A 14815-nucleotide genomic window follows, 5' to 3' on the forward strand; every position below is an offset into this window, starting at 1 on the left:
GGAGACAGCTGTGGCACGGCGACCACTCCCCCGCATTCTGAGCAGCGGCGGCGCTTCGATCACTCGCGGCAGAGAGATCGCGCGTACGGCCGCCGACAGTGCCACCGATGTGCTCCATCCGCTGATCACGATCCTGCGTGGTCTGCGGCTGCTGGCCGTCTCGGGCCGGCAGAAGTGGGCCGCGACACCCAGGGAACGGCGTGGTCCCAAGCTGTTCCTGGCCGCGTCCTGCGTACTGGCAGTGGCGCTCGTGCCGTACGGGCCGATCCTGGCCCTGATCACGGTGATGGGCGCCGCCGCGTGGAAGGGGCGGGAGCGGACCGCCGTGAAGGCCGGCCCGGACGAGGCGGAGTCCACCCGCCTCCGCGCGCTGTACGAGGCGCTGGTGCCGTACTTCTCGGTGCCCGACGATCCCGACCCGCTCTTCGCCCACGGCGGCGACTGGGAGAAGGCCTTCGACGGGTACGCCTTCGACGCCGACGGGCGGATCTGCCGCCTCCAGGTCTCCTACCCGGCGTACTTCACCGACGGCGAGGCCGCCGCGCGGTCGCGGATCGAACAGCTGCTGCACACGAAGTCGGGCCGCACCCGCGAGTACCACTTCGCCTGGGACGAGGAGGCCAACCGCCTCGTCATGAGCGTCCCGGCCCCCCTGTCGACCTCGATCGCCGCCCAGCGCTTCGTCACCGCCCCCGGCGAGACGGTCCTCGGCTTCACCGACCCCGACGCGGTCCGGCGCACCGTCCCGGTGCGCGACGGCGACACGACCGTGGACGCCTCCCCTGTCGTCTGGCGGACCGGCAACCGCTCCACCGAACCCCACCTCCTGGCCGTCGGACAGCCCGGCAGCGGCACCACCACCCTGGTCCGCTCCATCGCCCTCCAGGCCCTCCAGCAGGGCGATGTCCTCATCGTCGACGGCAGCGGGACGGGTGAGTACGGCGCCCTCATCGGCTGCGCCGGTGTCCTCGCCGTGGAGTCCGGCCTCAGCGGGGCGCTGGCCACCCTGGAGTGGGCGGCACACGAGACGGAACGGCGGCTGATCTTCGCCAACCGGGCCAGGCAAGGGGGCCACCCCGTCCCCGAGGACATCAAGCGCCCGCTCTGGATCCTGCTGGACCGGCCCGGCGTCCTCGGCCACCTCGCGGCGGCCGACGGCAGGCCCGACCCGCAGGAGCTGCTCCAGGTGCCGCTGCGGCACGGGCGGGCGGCCGGGGTCACCGTCGTCCTGGCCGACCAGTTCGACGCCCTGGAGACCCTCACCGAGACCGTACGGACCCACACCCGGGCCCGCGTCGTCCTCGGCCCCGCGTCCCGCGAGCAGATCACCGCCGTGCTGGGCGACGGGCCGAACACGACCCCGCCGCCGGAGGCCCCTGCGGGTCGGGGGTACGCGCGCCTGGGCACCGGGCCGGTCCTGCGCCTCCAGGTTCCGGCGACCCCGGACCCGTACGACGACGCCACCAGCGAGACGCACCGGCAGGCGGTGCTGGGCGTGCTGCCGGAGCGGCCGGGCGCCTCCGCCCCGCAGCCGGCCGCCGAGCCCGACGCACCGGCCGACGGCGAAGACACCGCGCAGGTGCCGGTGGCCGAGAAGGCGGCGCCGACCGGGCAGCTGGCCAAGGCGCAGGCGGCGATCGCCGAGGGGTGAGCCCCCCGTCAGCAGGCAGGACCCAGCGGGCGGGGAGACGGGCCGGACAGCCGGCTCCCCGCCCGCAGGCGTTCCCCGTGGCCCTCAGGCCACGAAACTCCGTGGCGCGTCCGCCCCCGCGCCCGCCCCCGACCGCACCAGCTCCACCGCCGCCGCGAGCCGCACCGCCGCCTCCTCCGCGACCGGGCCGCCCACCGTGAACGGCAGCCGCACATAACCCTCGAACGCCCCGTCGACCCCGAACCGCGGGCCGGAGGGCACCCGTACGCCGACGCGCTCGCCCGCCACCGCCAGCCGGGAGCCGGAGAGGCCGCCCGTGCGCACCCAGAGGGTCAGGCCGCCACGCGGCACCGCGAACTCCCAGTCCGGCAGCTCCCGGCGCACGGCCGCGACCAGCTCGTCACGGTTCTCCCTTGCCTGGTCCCGGCGGATCTCGACCGCCTGCTCCCAGCCGCCCGTACCCATCAGCCAGTCGATGGCGAGCTGTTCCAGGACCGGGGTGCCCATGTCCGCGTAGGCACGGGCGGAGACCAGGGAGCGAATGACGTCCGGGGCCGCCCGGACCCAGCCGATCCGCATCCCGGCCCAGAACGCCTTGCTGGCCGAACCGACGGTGAGCACCGTGCTGCCGGCCGGGTCGAAGGCGCAGACCCGGCGGGGCATGGCGATGTCGGCGTCCAGCCGGAGCTCGGTCATCGTCTCGTCGACGACGAGGACGGTGCCGGCGGAGCGGGCGGCGTCGACCAGGTCCCGCCGCTGCTGCTCGTCGGCGAGTGCGCCGGTCGGGTTGTGGAAGTCGGCCACCACATAGGCGAGCCGGGGGGCCGAGTCCCGCAGCGCCTGGCGCCACCGGTTCATGTCCCAGCCGCCGATGCCCTCCTCCATCGCGACCGGGACGAGGCGGGCGCCCGTCTCCCGCATCAGCTGGAGGATGTTGGCGTACGAAGGGGACTCCACCGCGATCCGTTCTCCGCGGCCCGCGAAGAGGTGGCAGATGGCGTCGATGGCGCCCATCGCACCGGTGGTGACCATGATCTGTTCGGGCATCGTGGGGATGCCGAGCGCGGTGTAGCGGTCGGCGATCGTCTGACGCAGCGCGGGCAGCCCGGCCGGGTAGTCGCCGTGCGTGTGGGCGTACGGCGGCAGCTCCTCCACCGCCCCCTGGAAGGCGCGGGTCAGCCAGGGCTCGGGGGCGGGCAGGGAGGCGCAGCCGAGGTCGATCATCGAGCCGAGCGACTCCGGGGGCAGGGGTTCGAGGCCGCGGGCGGGCAGCGGGTTCCCGGCCGGGACGGCGGTCCAGCTGCCCGCGCCGCGCCGCGACTCCAGGAACCCCTCCGCGCGCAGCGCCTCGTAGGCGGCGGCGACGGTGGTGCGGCTGACGGAGAGGGCGAGGGCGAGTTCACGTTCGGCGGGCAGCCGGGCGGCGACCGGGACCCGGCCCTCCAGCACCAGCAGCCGCACGCCGTCGGCGAGCGCGCGGTAGGCGGGCGGCTTCCGTCCGGCCGGGCCGGTGGGCCGGGGGTGCTGGGCCTGGAGCTGCCGGGCGAGCTGAGCCGCCCCCACCGTCGAAGTCCACTGAGCCATCGAAATCAGTCCACCTTCCTCGGATTGGCCATGGTTGGCTACCGATCCCCTGCCACAGGGTGACATGCAGCAGTCCACTACCACCACACCAGGGGGCAACACGTGTCCGACACCACCGCCCGGAGCGCCACCCACCTCACCCGGCGGCTGGTCCAGCTGTACGTCGGTCTGACGCTGTACGGGGCGAGTTCGGCGCTCCTTGTCCGCGCCGGACTCGGCCTGGAGCCGTGGGGCGTCCTGCACCAGGGCCTCACCGAGCTGACCGGCATCTCGATAGGCGTCGTCTCGATCATCGTCGGCGCGATCGTGCTGCTGCTGTGGATACCGCTGCGGCAGCGCCCGGGGCTCGGCACCGTCTCGAACGTCTTCGTGGTCGGCCTGGCGATGGACGGGACGCTCGCCCTCGTCGGCGATCTCGACGGCTTCGGGATCCGGATCCCGGTGATGGTCCTGGGCATCGTGCTCAACGGGGTGGCGACCGGGCTCTACATCTCGGCCCGCTTCGGCCCCGGCCCGCGCGACGGGCTGATGACCGGGCTGAACCGGGTCACGGGCGGCTCCATCCGGCTGGTCCGTACGGGGATCGAGGTGGCCGTCGTCGTCACCGGCTTCCTGCTGGGCGGCTCACTGGGGGCCGGTACGGTCCTGTACGCCCTGGCGATCGGCCCGCTGGCCCAGCTCTTCCTGCGGGTCTTCGAACTCCCCGCTCCCGCCGCGGCGACGGTCACCCCCGCGTCTCCCGCCGGACCCGGCCCCCTTGCCACCCCTCCGTCCGGGCAGGCCATACTGCCGCAGTGAAACCGAGCCGCCACCCCTATCTCGACCACCCGTCGACACTCGCCTTCGCCCACCGCGGCGGGGCGGCGGACGGCGTGGAGAACAGCGCGGCCGCCTTCCGCCGGGCGGCCGCCGCGGGCTACCGCTACTTCGAGACCGACGTCCACACCACGGCGGACGGCCGCCTCGTCGCCTTCCACGACGCGACGCTCGACCGGGTCACCGACGCCCGGGGCAGGATCTCCGCGCTGCCATGGAGTGAGGTGCGCGGGGCCAGGATCGGGGGCACCGAGCCCCTCCCTCTCTTCGAGGAACTGCTGGAGGAGTTCCCCGAGGCCCGCTGGAACGTGGACGTCAAGGCGGAGCCGGCGCTGGAACCCCTCCTGGAGCTGATCCGCAGGACCGACGCCTGGGACCGGGTCTGCGTCGGCTCGTTCTCGGAGTCCCGGGTGGCCCGTGCGCACCGCCTGGCGGGCCCGCGCCTGGCCACCTCGTACGGGGTACGCGGGGTCCTGGGGCTGCGGCTGCGCTCGTACGGGATCGCCGCGGCGCTGCGCGCGGGCGCGGTCTGCGCGCAGGTTCCGGAGCGGCAGAGCGGCATCCCGGTCGTCGACGCGCGCTTCGTGCGTACGGCGCACGCGCTGGGGCTCCAGGTGCACGTCTGGACGGTCAACGAGCCCGAACGGATGGCGGCCCTCCTGGACCTCGGGGTGGATGGCATCATGACCGATCACATCGAGACGCTGCGTACGGTGCTGAGCGAGCGAGGGGCCTGGGCCTGACGCCGGGCCCGTCCGCGTCCGCACGCGACGATCGAGGGGGCGCGGGTTGAGCACCGGGACCACAGGGACGGCCGATCCGGCGGGGCAGCCACCGGGCAAGGGGTCGGCAGCCGCCCTCAAGCGTGAACAGCACGGCTGGTACTTCTACGACTTCGCCTGTTCCGTCTACTCCACCAGCGTGCTGACCGTCTTCCTCGGTCCGTATCTGACGTCGATCGCCAAGGCGGCGGCCGATGCCGAGGGCTTCGTCCACCCGCTGGGCATACCCGTGCGCGCGGGCTCGCTGTTCGCGTACTCGGTGTCGGCCTCCATCGTCGTGGCCGTGATCCTGATGCCGATCGTGGGCGCGGCAGCGGACCGTACGGGCCGTAAGAAGCCACTGCTGGCGGCGGCCGCCTATACAGGTGCCGCGGCGACAGCGGGGATGTTCTTCCTGGACGGCCACCGTTATCTGCTGGGCGCGTTCCTGCTGATCGTGGCCAACGCGTCGATCTCCGTGTCGATGGTCCTTTACAACGCCTATCTGCCGCAGATCGCCGAGCCGGAGGAGCGGGACGCGGTCTCCTCGCGCGGCTGGGCCTTCGGCTACACCTCGGGCGCCCTGGTCCTCGTCCTCAACCTGATCCTGTACACCGGCCATGAGTCCTTCGGACTCGCGGAGTCCGACGCGGTACGGATCTGCCTCGCGTCGGCGGGTGTGTGGTGGGGCGCGTTCACACTCGTACCGCTGCGCCGGCTGCGCGACCGGCGGGTAGCGCCGGACGGCGAGGGGGCGGTCGGTTCCGGCTGGAAACAGCTGCGGGCGACCCTGAAGGACATGCGGCGCCATCCGCTGACGCTCTCGTTCCTGCTCGCGTACCTCGTCTACAACGACGGCATCCAGACGGTGATCTCCCAGGCCTCCCTGTATGGCTCCGAGGAGCTGGGCCTCGACCAGACGACCCTGATCGTCGCCGTCCTGCTGGTGCAGATCCTGGCGGTGGCGGGGGCGCTCTCCATGGGGCGGCTCGCGCGGGTGTACGGCGCCAAGCGCACGATCCTGGGCTCGCTCGTCGTGTGGACCGCGATCCTGATCGCCGCCTACCTGCTGCCCGCCGACGCGCCCGTCTTCTTCTTCGTTCTCGCGGCAGCCATCGGACTGGTGCTGGGCGGCAGCCAGGCCCTGTCCCGCTCCCTGTTCTCCCATCTGGTGCCGCGGGGCAAGGAGGCCGAATACTTCTCGGCGTACGAGATGAGCGACCGTGGTCTGAGCTGGCTGGGGCCCCTGGTGTTCGGTCTGGCGTACCAGCTGACCGGCAGTTACCGGGAGGCGATCATCTCCCTGATCGTGTTCTTCGCCCTCGGCGCGGTGCTGCTCGCGCGGGTGCCCGTACGGCGTGCGATCGCAGCCGCGGGCAACCCCGTGCCGGAACGGGTTTAGACGTTGAAGTCAAAGGCCGGTAGTGTACGCCTTTGGCCTGCCCGGAGGACCGTTACTGCGAGTGGAAGCAGCTCAACCGTTGGGTGACAACACCCTCCAGAGGTGACAAACCGGGCAAGGGTGGGTACTCAACCCAGACAAAGCAGCGGCACGAACGGGCGACGCATGACCGGCGACGGGAATCTTTGCCAGCGACCGGACGTTGACCGGATGACGACGACAGCGACATTTTGTCCTGTGGGCGACAAGCCCGGGAGGCACGATTCATGAGTGAGCGAGCTCTTCGCGGCACGCGACTTGTGGTTACCAGCTACGAGACGGACCGCGGCATCGATCTGGCCCCGCGCCAGGCGGTGGAGTACGCATGCCAGAACGGACATCGATTCGAGATGCCGTTCTCGGTGGAGGCGGAGATTCCGCCGGAGTGGGAGTGCAAGGCGTGCGGCGCCCAGGCACTCCTGGTGGACGGGGATGGCCCCGAGGAGAAGAAGGGCAAGCCTGCGCGTACGCACTGGGACATGCTCATGGAGCGGCGCACCCGCGAGGAGCTGGAGGAGGTGCTGGCCGAGAGGCTGGCGGTTCTGCGCTCCGGAGCCATGAACATCGCCGTGCACCCGCGGGACAGCAGGAAGTCTGCCTGACCCGCGTAGCGCCACCGCACCGCGTATCACCGCACTCAGCGAAACCACCGCACCGAGCGCGACAACAGCACAGCAGCAAGAGCCGCGGGCCGTGACACAGAACATGTGTCACGGCCCGCGGCTCTTGGCATGTCCGACGCCGCATGTCCGACGTCAGGGGGTGAGCGGCGGGCGCGGGCCCCGGGGGTCGTCGTCGGGGCCTGAGGGGCGGGAAGGGGGCCGCGTGCCGTCCTCGCGGATGACTTCCCCCTGGACGACCTTTCCGTCCGGCCGGTGCATACGGGCCTGCTGGAAGGCATCCGAGAGGCCGCCGGGGGACGCGGCCCGCATGCGGCGCTCCAGGGTCCGTTCCGCACGGCGGCTGATCAGGGTGCGGATCGGCGGGACCAGCAGGAGGAGGCCGGCCACGTCCGAGATCAGGCCGGGGATCAGGAGCAGCAGGCCGCCGAGCATCAGCAGCCCGTTGCCCTTGGAGGCCTTCCCGCCGGTGACCTGCGGGGCCTCCGTGGCGCCGGGCTGCCCCGGCATCTGCTGAAGGGTCTCGGTGAGGTTCTTGAAGGCGCGGCGCCCGGCGCGCTTGATCACCACGGTGCCGAGCACCGCCCCGGCGACCAGGAGCAGCAGGACGGTGAGCCCGCCGGCGGCCGAGGCGACCACGGTCAGGAGCCAGATCTCCAGGACCAGCCAGGCGGCGAGGGCCAGCGGCAGGAATCTACGGGCGCGCGAGCGCCGGGGACGGGTCGGGGGCGGAGTGCCGGTCGTCATGCAACCAGTGTGCCCGTACGGAGGTGGAAGCGGCGTAAGGGGGTGATCATGGACCGACCCGTGCACGCCGGGGGGTCAGGATTTCCTGCGGCCCAGGACCTTGTTGGCGCGGGAGGTGACGCCCCAGGCGGTGACCCGCCACAGCGCCTCGACGAGGATGTCCCGGCTCATCTTGGAGTCGCCGACCTCGCGGTCCACGAAGGTGATGGGAACCTCGACCACGTGGTAGCCGGCCTCGACGGAGCGGCGGGCCAGGTCGACCTGGAAGCAGTACCCCTGGGAGGCGACCTCGTCGAGCCCGAGGCCCTGGAGGGTCTCGGTCCGGAAGGCGCGGTAACCGCCGGTGACGTCGCGGACCGAGAGGCCGAGTGCGAGGCGGGAGTACAGGCTGCCGCCGCGGGAGATGACCTCGCGGCTCTTGGGCCAGTTGACGACCCGGCCGCCGGGTACCCAGCGGGAGCCGAGGACGAGGTCGGCGCCCTTGAGCGCGGTGAGCAGCCGGGGCAGCTCCTCGGGCTGGTGGGAGCCGTCGGCGTCCATCTCGACGAGGACGCCGTAGCCGCGCTCGGTGCCCCAGGCGAAGCCCGCGAGGTAGGCGGCGCCGAGCCCTTCCTTGCCCTTGCGGTGCAGGACGTGGACCTGCTCGTCGGCGGTCGCGATCTCGTCGGCCGCCTTTCCGGTGCCGTCGGGGCTGTTGTCGTCGGCCACCAGGATGTCGGCATCCGGCACGGCCGTGCGCACCCGGTCGACGATCGGCCTGATGTTCTCGACCTCGTTGTAGGTCGGAATGATCACCAGGACCTTGCCGAGCGGGCCGAACTGCCTCTGACCGCCGTCGTTCACTACTGCCCCTTAAAGTCCGTACACAGGGGGACACCATATCCAGCGCACCGCCGCTGGGCTCCTACGCGGCCCTGCGGGCGCGTGGCACAGGCCGGGCAGAAGGAGGGAACTGCGGACAGAAGCACGTGACGACACGTGCGGAACTGCGGATCGGGGCCCGGCGCCCTTCGGGCCGACCTGGGGCCCGCTGGCTGCGGGTCGACCGAAAGCCGTTGTCTACTGAACGTCCGGGCCCCACCCGGGTCGCACCCTCCGTCCGGCTGAAACCTTCCCTCGCCCCCGAGGCGCGGGCGCTGAACCTGGCTGTCAGGGGTGGTGAGCCGGTGCGGCACACCACCCCATGACCCAGCGGCGTTCGACGACTGCGTGGAGGTTTCACCGGTCGGACGTCCTGTGGTGGACCCGGCCGAACCTACCGGCCCGTGGGCGCGTTCTGTCAACACCCGTGCGACCTGCGGCTTTTGCCCATATCGCCTGGTCAATGCCCGGGATACGCAGGTCGTGAACGCGTGCCCGAGCCATCGATCGGCGGTACGGAATCCCCCGACGTCACTCGTTCGGGCGCACGTAGACCGTTTGTCCGGAGACCACCGTCCGCAGGCAGACCGGCAGTTCGGCGCCGGGGGTCAGATCCGGCAGCCCGGGCGTTCCGGAACGGGGATCCGTGGACCACCGGGCGACCCGGTCGTCGGGGGCCTGGACCAGGAGTTCGGCGGTCCGCCAGACGGCGTAGTCGGCGGGCGCACCCGGCACCAGGAGCCCGGCGTCGTCGCGGCCGATGGCCCGCCAGCCGCCCCGGGTGTGCGCGGTGAAGCCGGCCCGGACGGAGATGCGGTGCCCGGGGGTGCGGTGGTGGGCGGCGGCCCGGACGGTCCCCCACGGGTCGAGCGGGGTGACCGGGCTGTCGGAACCGAAGGCGAGCGGCACTCCGGCGCGCAGGAGGGCGGCGTACGGGTTCAGGGTAGCGGCCCGCGGCGCGCCCAGGCGCTGGGCGTACATGCCCTCGGGGCCGCCCCAGGCGGCGTCGAAGGCGGGCTGGACGGAGGCGGTGAGCCCCAGCTCGGCGAAGGCGGCGATCGTCTCGGGGGTGAGCATCTCGGCGTGCTCGACCCGGTGGCGGGCGGCGCGGATCCGGGCGAGGCCGAGCGTCCCGGCGGCGGCCCGTACGCCCTCCACGACGGCGGTGACGGCCGCGTCGCCGATGGCGTGGAAGCCCGCCTGGAGGCCGGCCTCGGTGCAGGCGGTGACATGGGCGGCGATCCGGGCGGCGTCCAGGTGGGCGGTGCCGGTCTGCGGGTCGTCGGCGTACGGCTCGTGCAGGCAGGCGGTGTGCGAGCCGAGGGAGCCGTCCACGAAGAGGTCTCCGGCCGCGCCGATCGCGCCGAGCTCCCGGATGCGGCGGGCACCCTTCTCGTCGGCGATCTCCTCGGCCCAGAGGCCGAAGACCCGGGGCCCGGGCCGCTCGGCGGCGAGGGCCAGGAGCGAGGTGAAGTCCTCCTCGTCGGAGATCTCGGGTCCGCCGCACTCGTGGAGGGCGCCGATGCCGAGGGAGGCGGCGTGGTCGAGTGCGGCGCGCTGGGCGGCCGTCCGCTGCGCGGGGGCGAGCGCGGCATGCGCGGCGGCGCGTACGGCGTGGTGGGCGTCGCCGGTCAGCGGCGCGTCGGGGTGGTATCCGGCCAGCACGGTGACGCCCGGGACGAGGTCCAGCAGGGCAGTGGTGACGACGGCGGAGTGCACGTCGATCCGGGGCAGGTACAGGGCGCGGCCGCCCGACGCCTCGTCGAGCTCGGCACGCGAGGGGTGACGCTGTTCGGGCCACCGCGCGGCGTCCCAGCCGTGCCCGAGCAGGACGTCGGAGGGGGCGCGCCGGTTCGCGAACGCACGGACGAGGCCGAGGGCTTCGGAGAGCGTACGGGCGCCGGAGAGGTCGAGTCCGGTGAGGGCCAGTCCGGTGGCGGTGGTGTGGACGTGGGCGTCGGTGAACGCCGGGGTGACCAGGGCGCCCTCCAGGTCGACGACTTCGTCGACGCCGCTGACGAAGGCGTCGGCGGCCCCTTCGGAGCCCACCCAGGCGACATGCCCGCGTTCGACGACCATCGCGGTGGCGAACGGGTCGGCCGGGCTGTGGACGTCTCCCCCGCGCAGCAGGAGGGTGCGGTGTTCGGGGGCGCTCTGGGGGGCGGTGCTCTCGGTCATGGGACCAGTCTCGCGCCTGCCGGGTCCCGGCAGGCCCGCGGCCCCCTCAGACGCGCGGGGGCCGCGCCTCGTACGGCGTGGACAGGACCACGGTCGTCCGGGTCGAGACGCCCGCCAGCGTACGGATCCTGGTGAGCAGGTGCTCCAGCTCCAGCGGGGTCGCCACGCGCACCTTGAGGATGTAGTTCTCGTCCCCGGCGACGCTGTGACAGGCCTCCAGCTCCGGTACGCCCGCGAGCCGCTCCGCGATGTCGTCGGGCGCGCTGGGGTCGAACGGCTTCACCGAGATGAACGCGGTGAGGGGCAGCCCGACGGCCTCGGGGTCGACGACCGCGGCATAGCCGCGGATCACCCCGCGCTGCTCAAGCCTGCGGACGCGCTGATGAACGGCCGAGGTGGACAGGCCGGTGGCCTTGCCCAGGTCGGTGTAGCTCATCCGCCCGTCCTTGACGAGCAACTCCACGATCTGACGGTCCAGCTCCTCCATGCGGATCAACCTATGGCCCCGAGTGCCTGTCGGCACAGTCGCGCGGGTCACGGAACGGCACCTGCGGGGGGCATGTGACGAACACCACAGAGCTACGGGTCGGTAGCGGGCCCCCGCGCGGTTACCGCCCGCGAGCGGAGGGAAGTGCTTGCTGTGGTCGAGGCCGTGGCGCTGTGCCGGCCCACCCGAGGGGGGAAGATCTCATGCAGAGCATGAAGCTCACCGGACGTACCGAACCGGAGCCCGTCGATCCCGACGAGGACGACGGCGCCGATGTGTACGACATGTTCGAGATGTTCCGGGTGGTCTGCCCGGACTGCGCCCAGCCGATCGCGCTGCTCGCCGACGAGGACGTCCTGCCGGAGCACGCCCGGTGCCCCACTCCGTGGAACCCGTTCGTGCTCACCGTCTGCTCCGGCACCGGCCGCGTCGCGGCGGACGCCCGGCCCGCCGACGAGACGCTGGAGCCCCAGGAGCAGGAGGCGGCGCTGCTGCTGACGCTCCCCCAGGGGCTCGACTGGCGGATGCAACCCTTCTCCCACGCCGGCGGCCCCGGCTCCCGCCCGCTGCGGGTGCCCCGGATGCGGCGCGAGGCCGCCTGAGCCGCCGCCTGCGGCCGTAGGGACGTTCCGGGCGGGTGCGCCCCCGGGCACCCGCCGAACTGGCACTCGGTTCGGGACGGCAGTGACCCGGGCCCGCTCCGGCGCGTTGACCCCGCATGACGACGCTGCATTCACCAGTCGGCTCGGGTCGCCGCCGTCTCGCTCCTCCGGCCGCCGAAGAATCGGTTCCGCAGCCGCTGCGCCGGTCGACGGGGAACTCCCCGATGGCCTCCCCCGTCGATCCACCCATCTACAGCGCCCTGCTGCGGGACTGGCGCGGCAGCGGCCGGACCGTGCCGGGCTACCGGGACCAGGAGTGGAACCAGGCCGCCGCGCTCCCCGCCTGGTCGGACACCCCCTAGAGGTCAGCGGGTCTCCGGCCCCGCGAGGTGACGCGCGATGACCATGCGCTGGATCTGGTTGGTGCCTTCCACGATCTGGAGCACCTTGGCCTCGCGCATCAGCCGCTCGACCGGGAAGTCGAGCGTGTAGCCGTAGCCGCCGAGCACCTGGACGGCGTCGGTGGTCACGCGCATGGCCGCGTCCGTGCAGAAGAGCTTTGCCATGGCCGCCTGGCGGGAGAAGACCTCGCCCGCGTCGCGCAGCCGTGCCGCCTCCAGGTAGAGCGCCCGGCCGGCCTCGATCTGGGTGGCCATGTCCGCGAGCATGAAGCGCAGCCCCTGGAAGTCCGCGATGGGGCGGCCGAACTGGCGCCGGTCGGTGGCGTACCGGACGGCTTCGTCCAGGGCCGCCTGGGCGACCCCGATCGCGCAGGCGGCGATGCCCAGGCGGCCGGAGTCGAGCGCGGACAGGGCGATGGCGAAGCCCTGGCCCTCGTCGCCGACGCGGCGCTCGTCCGCGACCCGTACGCCGTCGAAGTTGAGCTGGGCCGTGGGCGAGCCCTTCATCCCCATCTTCTTCTCGGGGAGCGCGGCGTTCAGGCCTTCGGCGTCGCCGGGGACGAGGAAGGCCGTGATCCCGCGGGGGCCGTCGACGCCGGTGCGGGCGAGCACGGTGTAGAAGTCGGCCACGCCGCCGTGGGTGATCCACGCCTTGGTGCCGGTGATGACCCAGTCCTCGCCGTCGCGTACGGCCCTGGTGCGCAGGGACGCGGCGTCGGAGCCGGAGGCCGGTTCGGAGAGGCAGTAGGCGCCCAGCAGACCGCCGGAGAGCATCGCCGGGAGGTGCGCGGCCTGCTGCTGCTCGGTGCCGTAGCCGGCGAGCGCGTGGCAGGCCAGGGAGTGGACGCTGACGCCGAGGCCGACGGTGAGACGGGCCGCGGCCAGCTCCTCCAGCACCTGGAGGTAGACCTCGTAGGGCTGGTCGCCGCCGCCGTGGGCGGAGCCGTAGGGAAGCCCGAGGAGGCCGGAGGCGGAGAGGAGGGTGAAGACCTCGCGCGGGAAGTGGCCCGCGTCCTCCTCCTCGGCCGCCCGGGGGGCGATCTCCTTGGACACGATGTCGCGGACGAGCGCGACGAGCTGCCGGGACTCCTCGGTGGGCAGACGGCGTTCCACCGGCTGCGGGGCACGGTCGGACATGACGGCGCTCTCCTCCCTGTCGGGCGTTGCGACGGTCGCGCGCTCGGGGTGTGAGAGGCGCCGCCGGGTGATCTCCCGGAACGGAGCCGGGGAAAACAGACTGCCCAGCCGATCCTGCCCTCCCGGGTCTCGGGGGGCGCGGGTCAGCGGCTGTGGCGGGTTGAGTATGCCCGATCGGATGCCTCCCGTCACGGGGTGACGGGCTGGTCGGAGGGGTTGGAGGGCTCCGCGAAGATCGGTGAACTGGTCCGAACCATTGACCCAACTGGTCTAGTCCTTCTACGGTTCCAGCGAACGACTTACCGCGTTCATGCCAAACCGGGCACGTACGGCCCGGCGTTCGGCCTGCACCCCCCACGCACCAGCCCTCCCCCACGAGGAGCCACGATGCTCACACTGCACCGTCCCCGCGCCCGGCTCCAGGCGCCCGCCGCGGCCGAACGTGCAGAACGGCAAGTGCGCGATCGGCGACTCCTACGCCGACTACGAGAAGGCCTACACCGCCGAGGAGTCCGTCGACGGGGTCGCCGACACCTGGGACCAGGAACTGCGTGGCAACTTCAACCAGTTGCGCAAGCTCAAGGAACCCCACCCGGACATCAGGATCCTCTGGTCGTTCGGCGGCTGGAGCTGGTCGGGCGGGTTCGGTGAGGCCGCGCAGAACCCCGCCGCGTTCGCGAAGTCCTGCTACGACCTGGTGGAGGACCCGCGGTGGGCCGATGTCTTCGACGGCATCGACATCGACTGGGAGTACCCCAACGCCTGCGGTCCGACCTGTGACACGAGCGGCCGGGACGCCTACGGCGAGCTGCTGGGCGAGCTGCGCAAGTCCTTCGGGAACGGCAACCTGATCACCTCGGCGATCACCGCGGACGGCTCCGACGGCGGCAAGATCGACGCGGTGGACTACGCGGGGGCGGCAAAGCACCTGGACTGGTACCTGCCGATGACGTACGACTTCTTCGGCGCGTTCGCGGCGCAGGGCCCCACGGCCCCGCACTCCCCGCTGACCTCCTACCCGGGCATCCCGACGGAGGGCTTCGACTCCGACGCGGCGATCTCCAAGCTGAAGTCGCTGGGCGTCCCGTCGGAGAAGCTGCTCCTCGGCATCGGCTTCTACGGCCGCGGCGGGAACGTACGAGGCGGGCATCGAGGACTACAAGGTCCTCAGGAGCAGCTGCCCCGTCTCGGGCGCTGTGGCCGGTACGGCGTACGCCCACTGCGGGAACGAGTGGTGGAGCTACGACACCGTGGAGACCATCGGCACCAAGATGGACTACAAGAACGAGCAGGGCCTGGGGGGCACGTTCTTCTGGGAGCTGAGCGGTGACACCACGAACGGCGAACTGATCAAGGCGATCAGCTAGGCGTTCCCCGCAGGTACGCGGGGTGCGGGGCGGGGCGCCGGACAGACGCGCTCCGCCCCCGAGGCGCTCCCGCCGCCTTCGGTGTCCCCGTCGGCAGGGCGCACATGGGCCGAGCAGCTCGGCCACAGCCGTTACCGGTTGGCCGAGCGCCATCTCAACAGG

At 72.4% G+C, this 14815-nt stretch carries 13 protein-coding genes and 1 pseudogene; 8 read left to right on the forward strand and 6 right to left on the reverse strand.

The features are described from left to right. Positions 1 to 10: 10 nt before the first annotated feature. Entirely contained in the window at positions 11 to 1651 is a 1641-nt protein-coding gene (locus tag ABZ154_RS20675; RefSeq protein WP_356834601.1) for a hypothetical protein, read from the forward strand. Between the two features lie 84 nt (positions 1652 to 1735). Here the strand turns inward: ABZ154_RS20675 and ABZ154_RS20680 are convergent, their stop codons facing one another. Beyond that, entirely contained in the window at positions 1736 to 3235 is a 1500-nt protein-coding gene (locus ABZ154_RS20680; RefSeq protein WP_356834603.1) for a PLP-dependent aminotransferase family protein, read from the reverse strand. 102 nt (positions 3236 to 3337) lie between these two features. On the opposite strand from ABZ154_RS20680, the gene ABZ154_RS20685 reads away from it, so the two are divergent. The 4 genes from ABZ154_RS20685 to ABZ154_RS20700 all read left to right on the forward strand — a co-directional run bounded on the left by ABZ154_RS20685 (position 3338) and on the right by ABZ154_RS20700 (position 6855). Further along, the gene (locus ABZ154_RS20685; RefSeq protein ID WP_356834605.1) at positions 3338 to 4033 is read left to right on the forward strand and encodes a hypothetical protein; all 696 of its coding nucleotides are present in this window, start codon (positions 3338 to 3340) and stop codon (positions 4031 to 4033) included. Continuing rightward, complete coding sequence (locus ABZ154_RS20690; protein ID WP_356834607.1) at positions 4030 to 4794, forward strand: glycerophosphodiester phosphodiesterase family protein; 765 nt, start codon at positions 4030 to 4032, stop codon at positions 4792 to 4794. Before ABZ154_RS20685 ends, ABZ154_RS20690 begins: the two co-directional genes overlap by 4 nt. 46 nt (positions 4795 to 4840) lie before the next feature. Continuing rightward, positions 4841 to 6214, forward strand: coding sequence for an MFS transporter (locus ABZ154_RS20695; RefSeq protein WP_356834609.1), 1374 nt, complete (start codon positions 4841 to 4843; stop codon positions 6212 to 6214). A 266-nt stretch (positions 6215 to 6480) separates the two neighbouring features. Further along, the gene (locus tag ABZ154_RS20700; protein ID WP_003959706.1) at positions 6481 to 6855 is read left to right on the forward strand and encodes an RNA polymerase-binding protein RbpA; all 375 of its coding nucleotides are present in this window, start codon (positions 6481 to 6483) and stop codon (positions 6853 to 6855) included. A 153-nt stretch (positions 6856 to 7008) separates the two neighbouring features. On the opposite strand, the gene fxsA is transcribed toward ABZ154_RS20700, so the two are convergent. The 4 genes from fxsA to ABZ154_RS20720 all read right to left on the reverse strand — a co-directional run bounded on the left by fxsA (position 7009) and on the right by ABZ154_RS20720 (position 11146). After that, the gene (gene fxsA / locus ABZ154_RS20705; RefSeq protein ID WP_356834611.1) at positions 7009 to 7620 is read right to left on the reverse strand and encodes an FxsA family membrane protein; all 612 of its coding nucleotides are present in this window, start codon (positions 7618 to 7620) and stop codon (positions 7009 to 7011) included. A 75-nt stretch (positions 7621 to 7695) separates the two neighbouring features. Continuing rightward, positions 7696 to 8463 carry a polyprenol monophosphomannose synthase gene (locus tag ABZ154_RS20710; RefSeq protein ID WP_356834613.1) on the reverse strand — a complete coding sequence of 256 codons (768 nt, stop codon included), beginning with the start codon at positions 8461 to 8463 and terminating at the stop codon, positions 7696 to 7698. Between the two features lie 549 nt (positions 8464 to 9012). Further along, the gene (locus tag ABZ154_RS20715; RefSeq protein WP_356834615.1) at positions 9013 to 10659 is read right to left on the reverse strand and encodes an amidohydrolase; all 1647 of its coding nucleotides are present in this window, start codon (positions 10657 to 10659) and stop codon (positions 9013 to 9015) included. A 46-nt stretch (positions 10660 to 10705) separates the two neighbouring features. Beyond that, on the reverse strand, positions 10706 to 11146 hold the full coding sequence (locus tag ABZ154_RS20720; RefSeq protein ID WP_015607305.1) for an Lrp/AsnC family transcriptional regulator: 441 nt from the start codon (positions 11144 to 11146) through the stop codon (positions 10706 to 10708). A gap of 203 nt (positions 11147 to 11349) precedes the next feature. On the opposite strand from ABZ154_RS20720, the gene ABZ154_RS20725 reads away from it, so the two are divergent. Together ABZ154_RS20725 and ABZ154_RS20730 are read left to right on the forward strand one after the other, a co-directional pair. Then, positions 11350 to 11748 (forward strand): hypothetical protein, encoded by a 399-nt coding sequence (locus tag ABZ154_RS20725; RefSeq protein WP_356834617.1) that lies wholly within the window; start codon positions 11350 to 11352, stop codon positions 11746 to 11748. A gap of 224 nt (positions 11749 to 11972) precedes the next feature. Next, positions 11973 to 12110 carry a hypothetical protein gene (locus ABZ154_RS20730; protein ID WP_356834619.1) on the forward strand — a complete coding sequence of 46 codons (138 nt, stop codon included), beginning with the start codon at positions 11973 to 11975 and terminating at the stop codon, positions 12108 to 12110. A 3-nt stretch (positions 12111 to 12113) separates the two neighbouring features. Here ABZ154_RS20730 and ABZ154_RS20735 read toward each other — a convergent pair whose 3' ends face one another. Beyond that, positions 12114 to 13286, reverse strand: a complete 1173-nt coding sequence (locus ABZ154_RS20735) for an acyl-CoA dehydrogenase family protein (protein WP_356834621.1) — start codon at positions 13284 to 13286, stop codon at positions 12114 to 12116. Positions 13287 to 13725: 439 nt separating this feature from the next. Here ABZ154_RS20735 and ABZ154_RS20740 point away from each other — a divergent pair. After that, positions 13726 to 14653 (forward strand): annotated as a pseudogene (locus ABZ154_RS20740) (glycosyl hydrolase family 18 protein); the annotation flags it as partial. Positions 14654 to 14815 lie beyond the last annotated feature (162 nt).

Source organism: Streptomyces sp. NPDC006261 (assembly GCF_040613515.1).
Taxonomy (GTDB): domain Bacteria; phylum Actinomycetota; class Actinomycetes; order Streptomycetales; family Streptomycetaceae; genus Streptomyces.

Coding starts and splice junctions, on each gene's coding strand:
- ABZ154_RS20680 (WP_356834603.1), bottom strand. CDS start 3,235: ATGGCTCAGTGGACTTCGACGGTGGGGGCGGCTCAGCTCGCCCGGCAG.
- ABZ154_RS20700 (WP_003959706.1), top strand. CDS start 6,481: ATGAGTGAGCGAGCTCTTCGCGGCACGCGACTTGTGGTTACCAGCTAC.
- fxsA (WP_356834611.1), bottom strand. CDS start 7,620: ATGACGACCGGCACTCCGCCCCCGACCCGTCCCCGGCGCTCGCGCGCC.
- ABZ154_RS20715 (WP_356834615.1), bottom strand. CDS start 10,659: ATGACCGAGAGCACCGCCCCCCAGAGCGCCCCCGAACACCGCACCCTC.
- ABZ154_RS20720 (WP_015607305.1), bottom strand. CDS start 11,146: ATGGAGGAGCTGGACCGTCAGATCGTGGAGTTGCTCGTCAAGGACGGG.
- ABZ154_RS20725 (WP_356834617.1), top strand. CDS start 11,350: ATGCAGAGCATGAAGCTCACCGGACGTACCGAACCGGAGCCCGTCGAT.
- ABZ154_RS20730 (WP_356834619.1), top strand. CDS start 11,973: ATGGCCTCCCCCGTCGATCCACCCATCTACAGCGCCCTGCTGCGGGAC.
- ABZ154_RS20735 (WP_356834621.1), bottom strand. CDS start 13,286: ATGTCCGACCGTGCCCCGCAGCCGGTGGAACGCCGTCTGCCCACCGAG.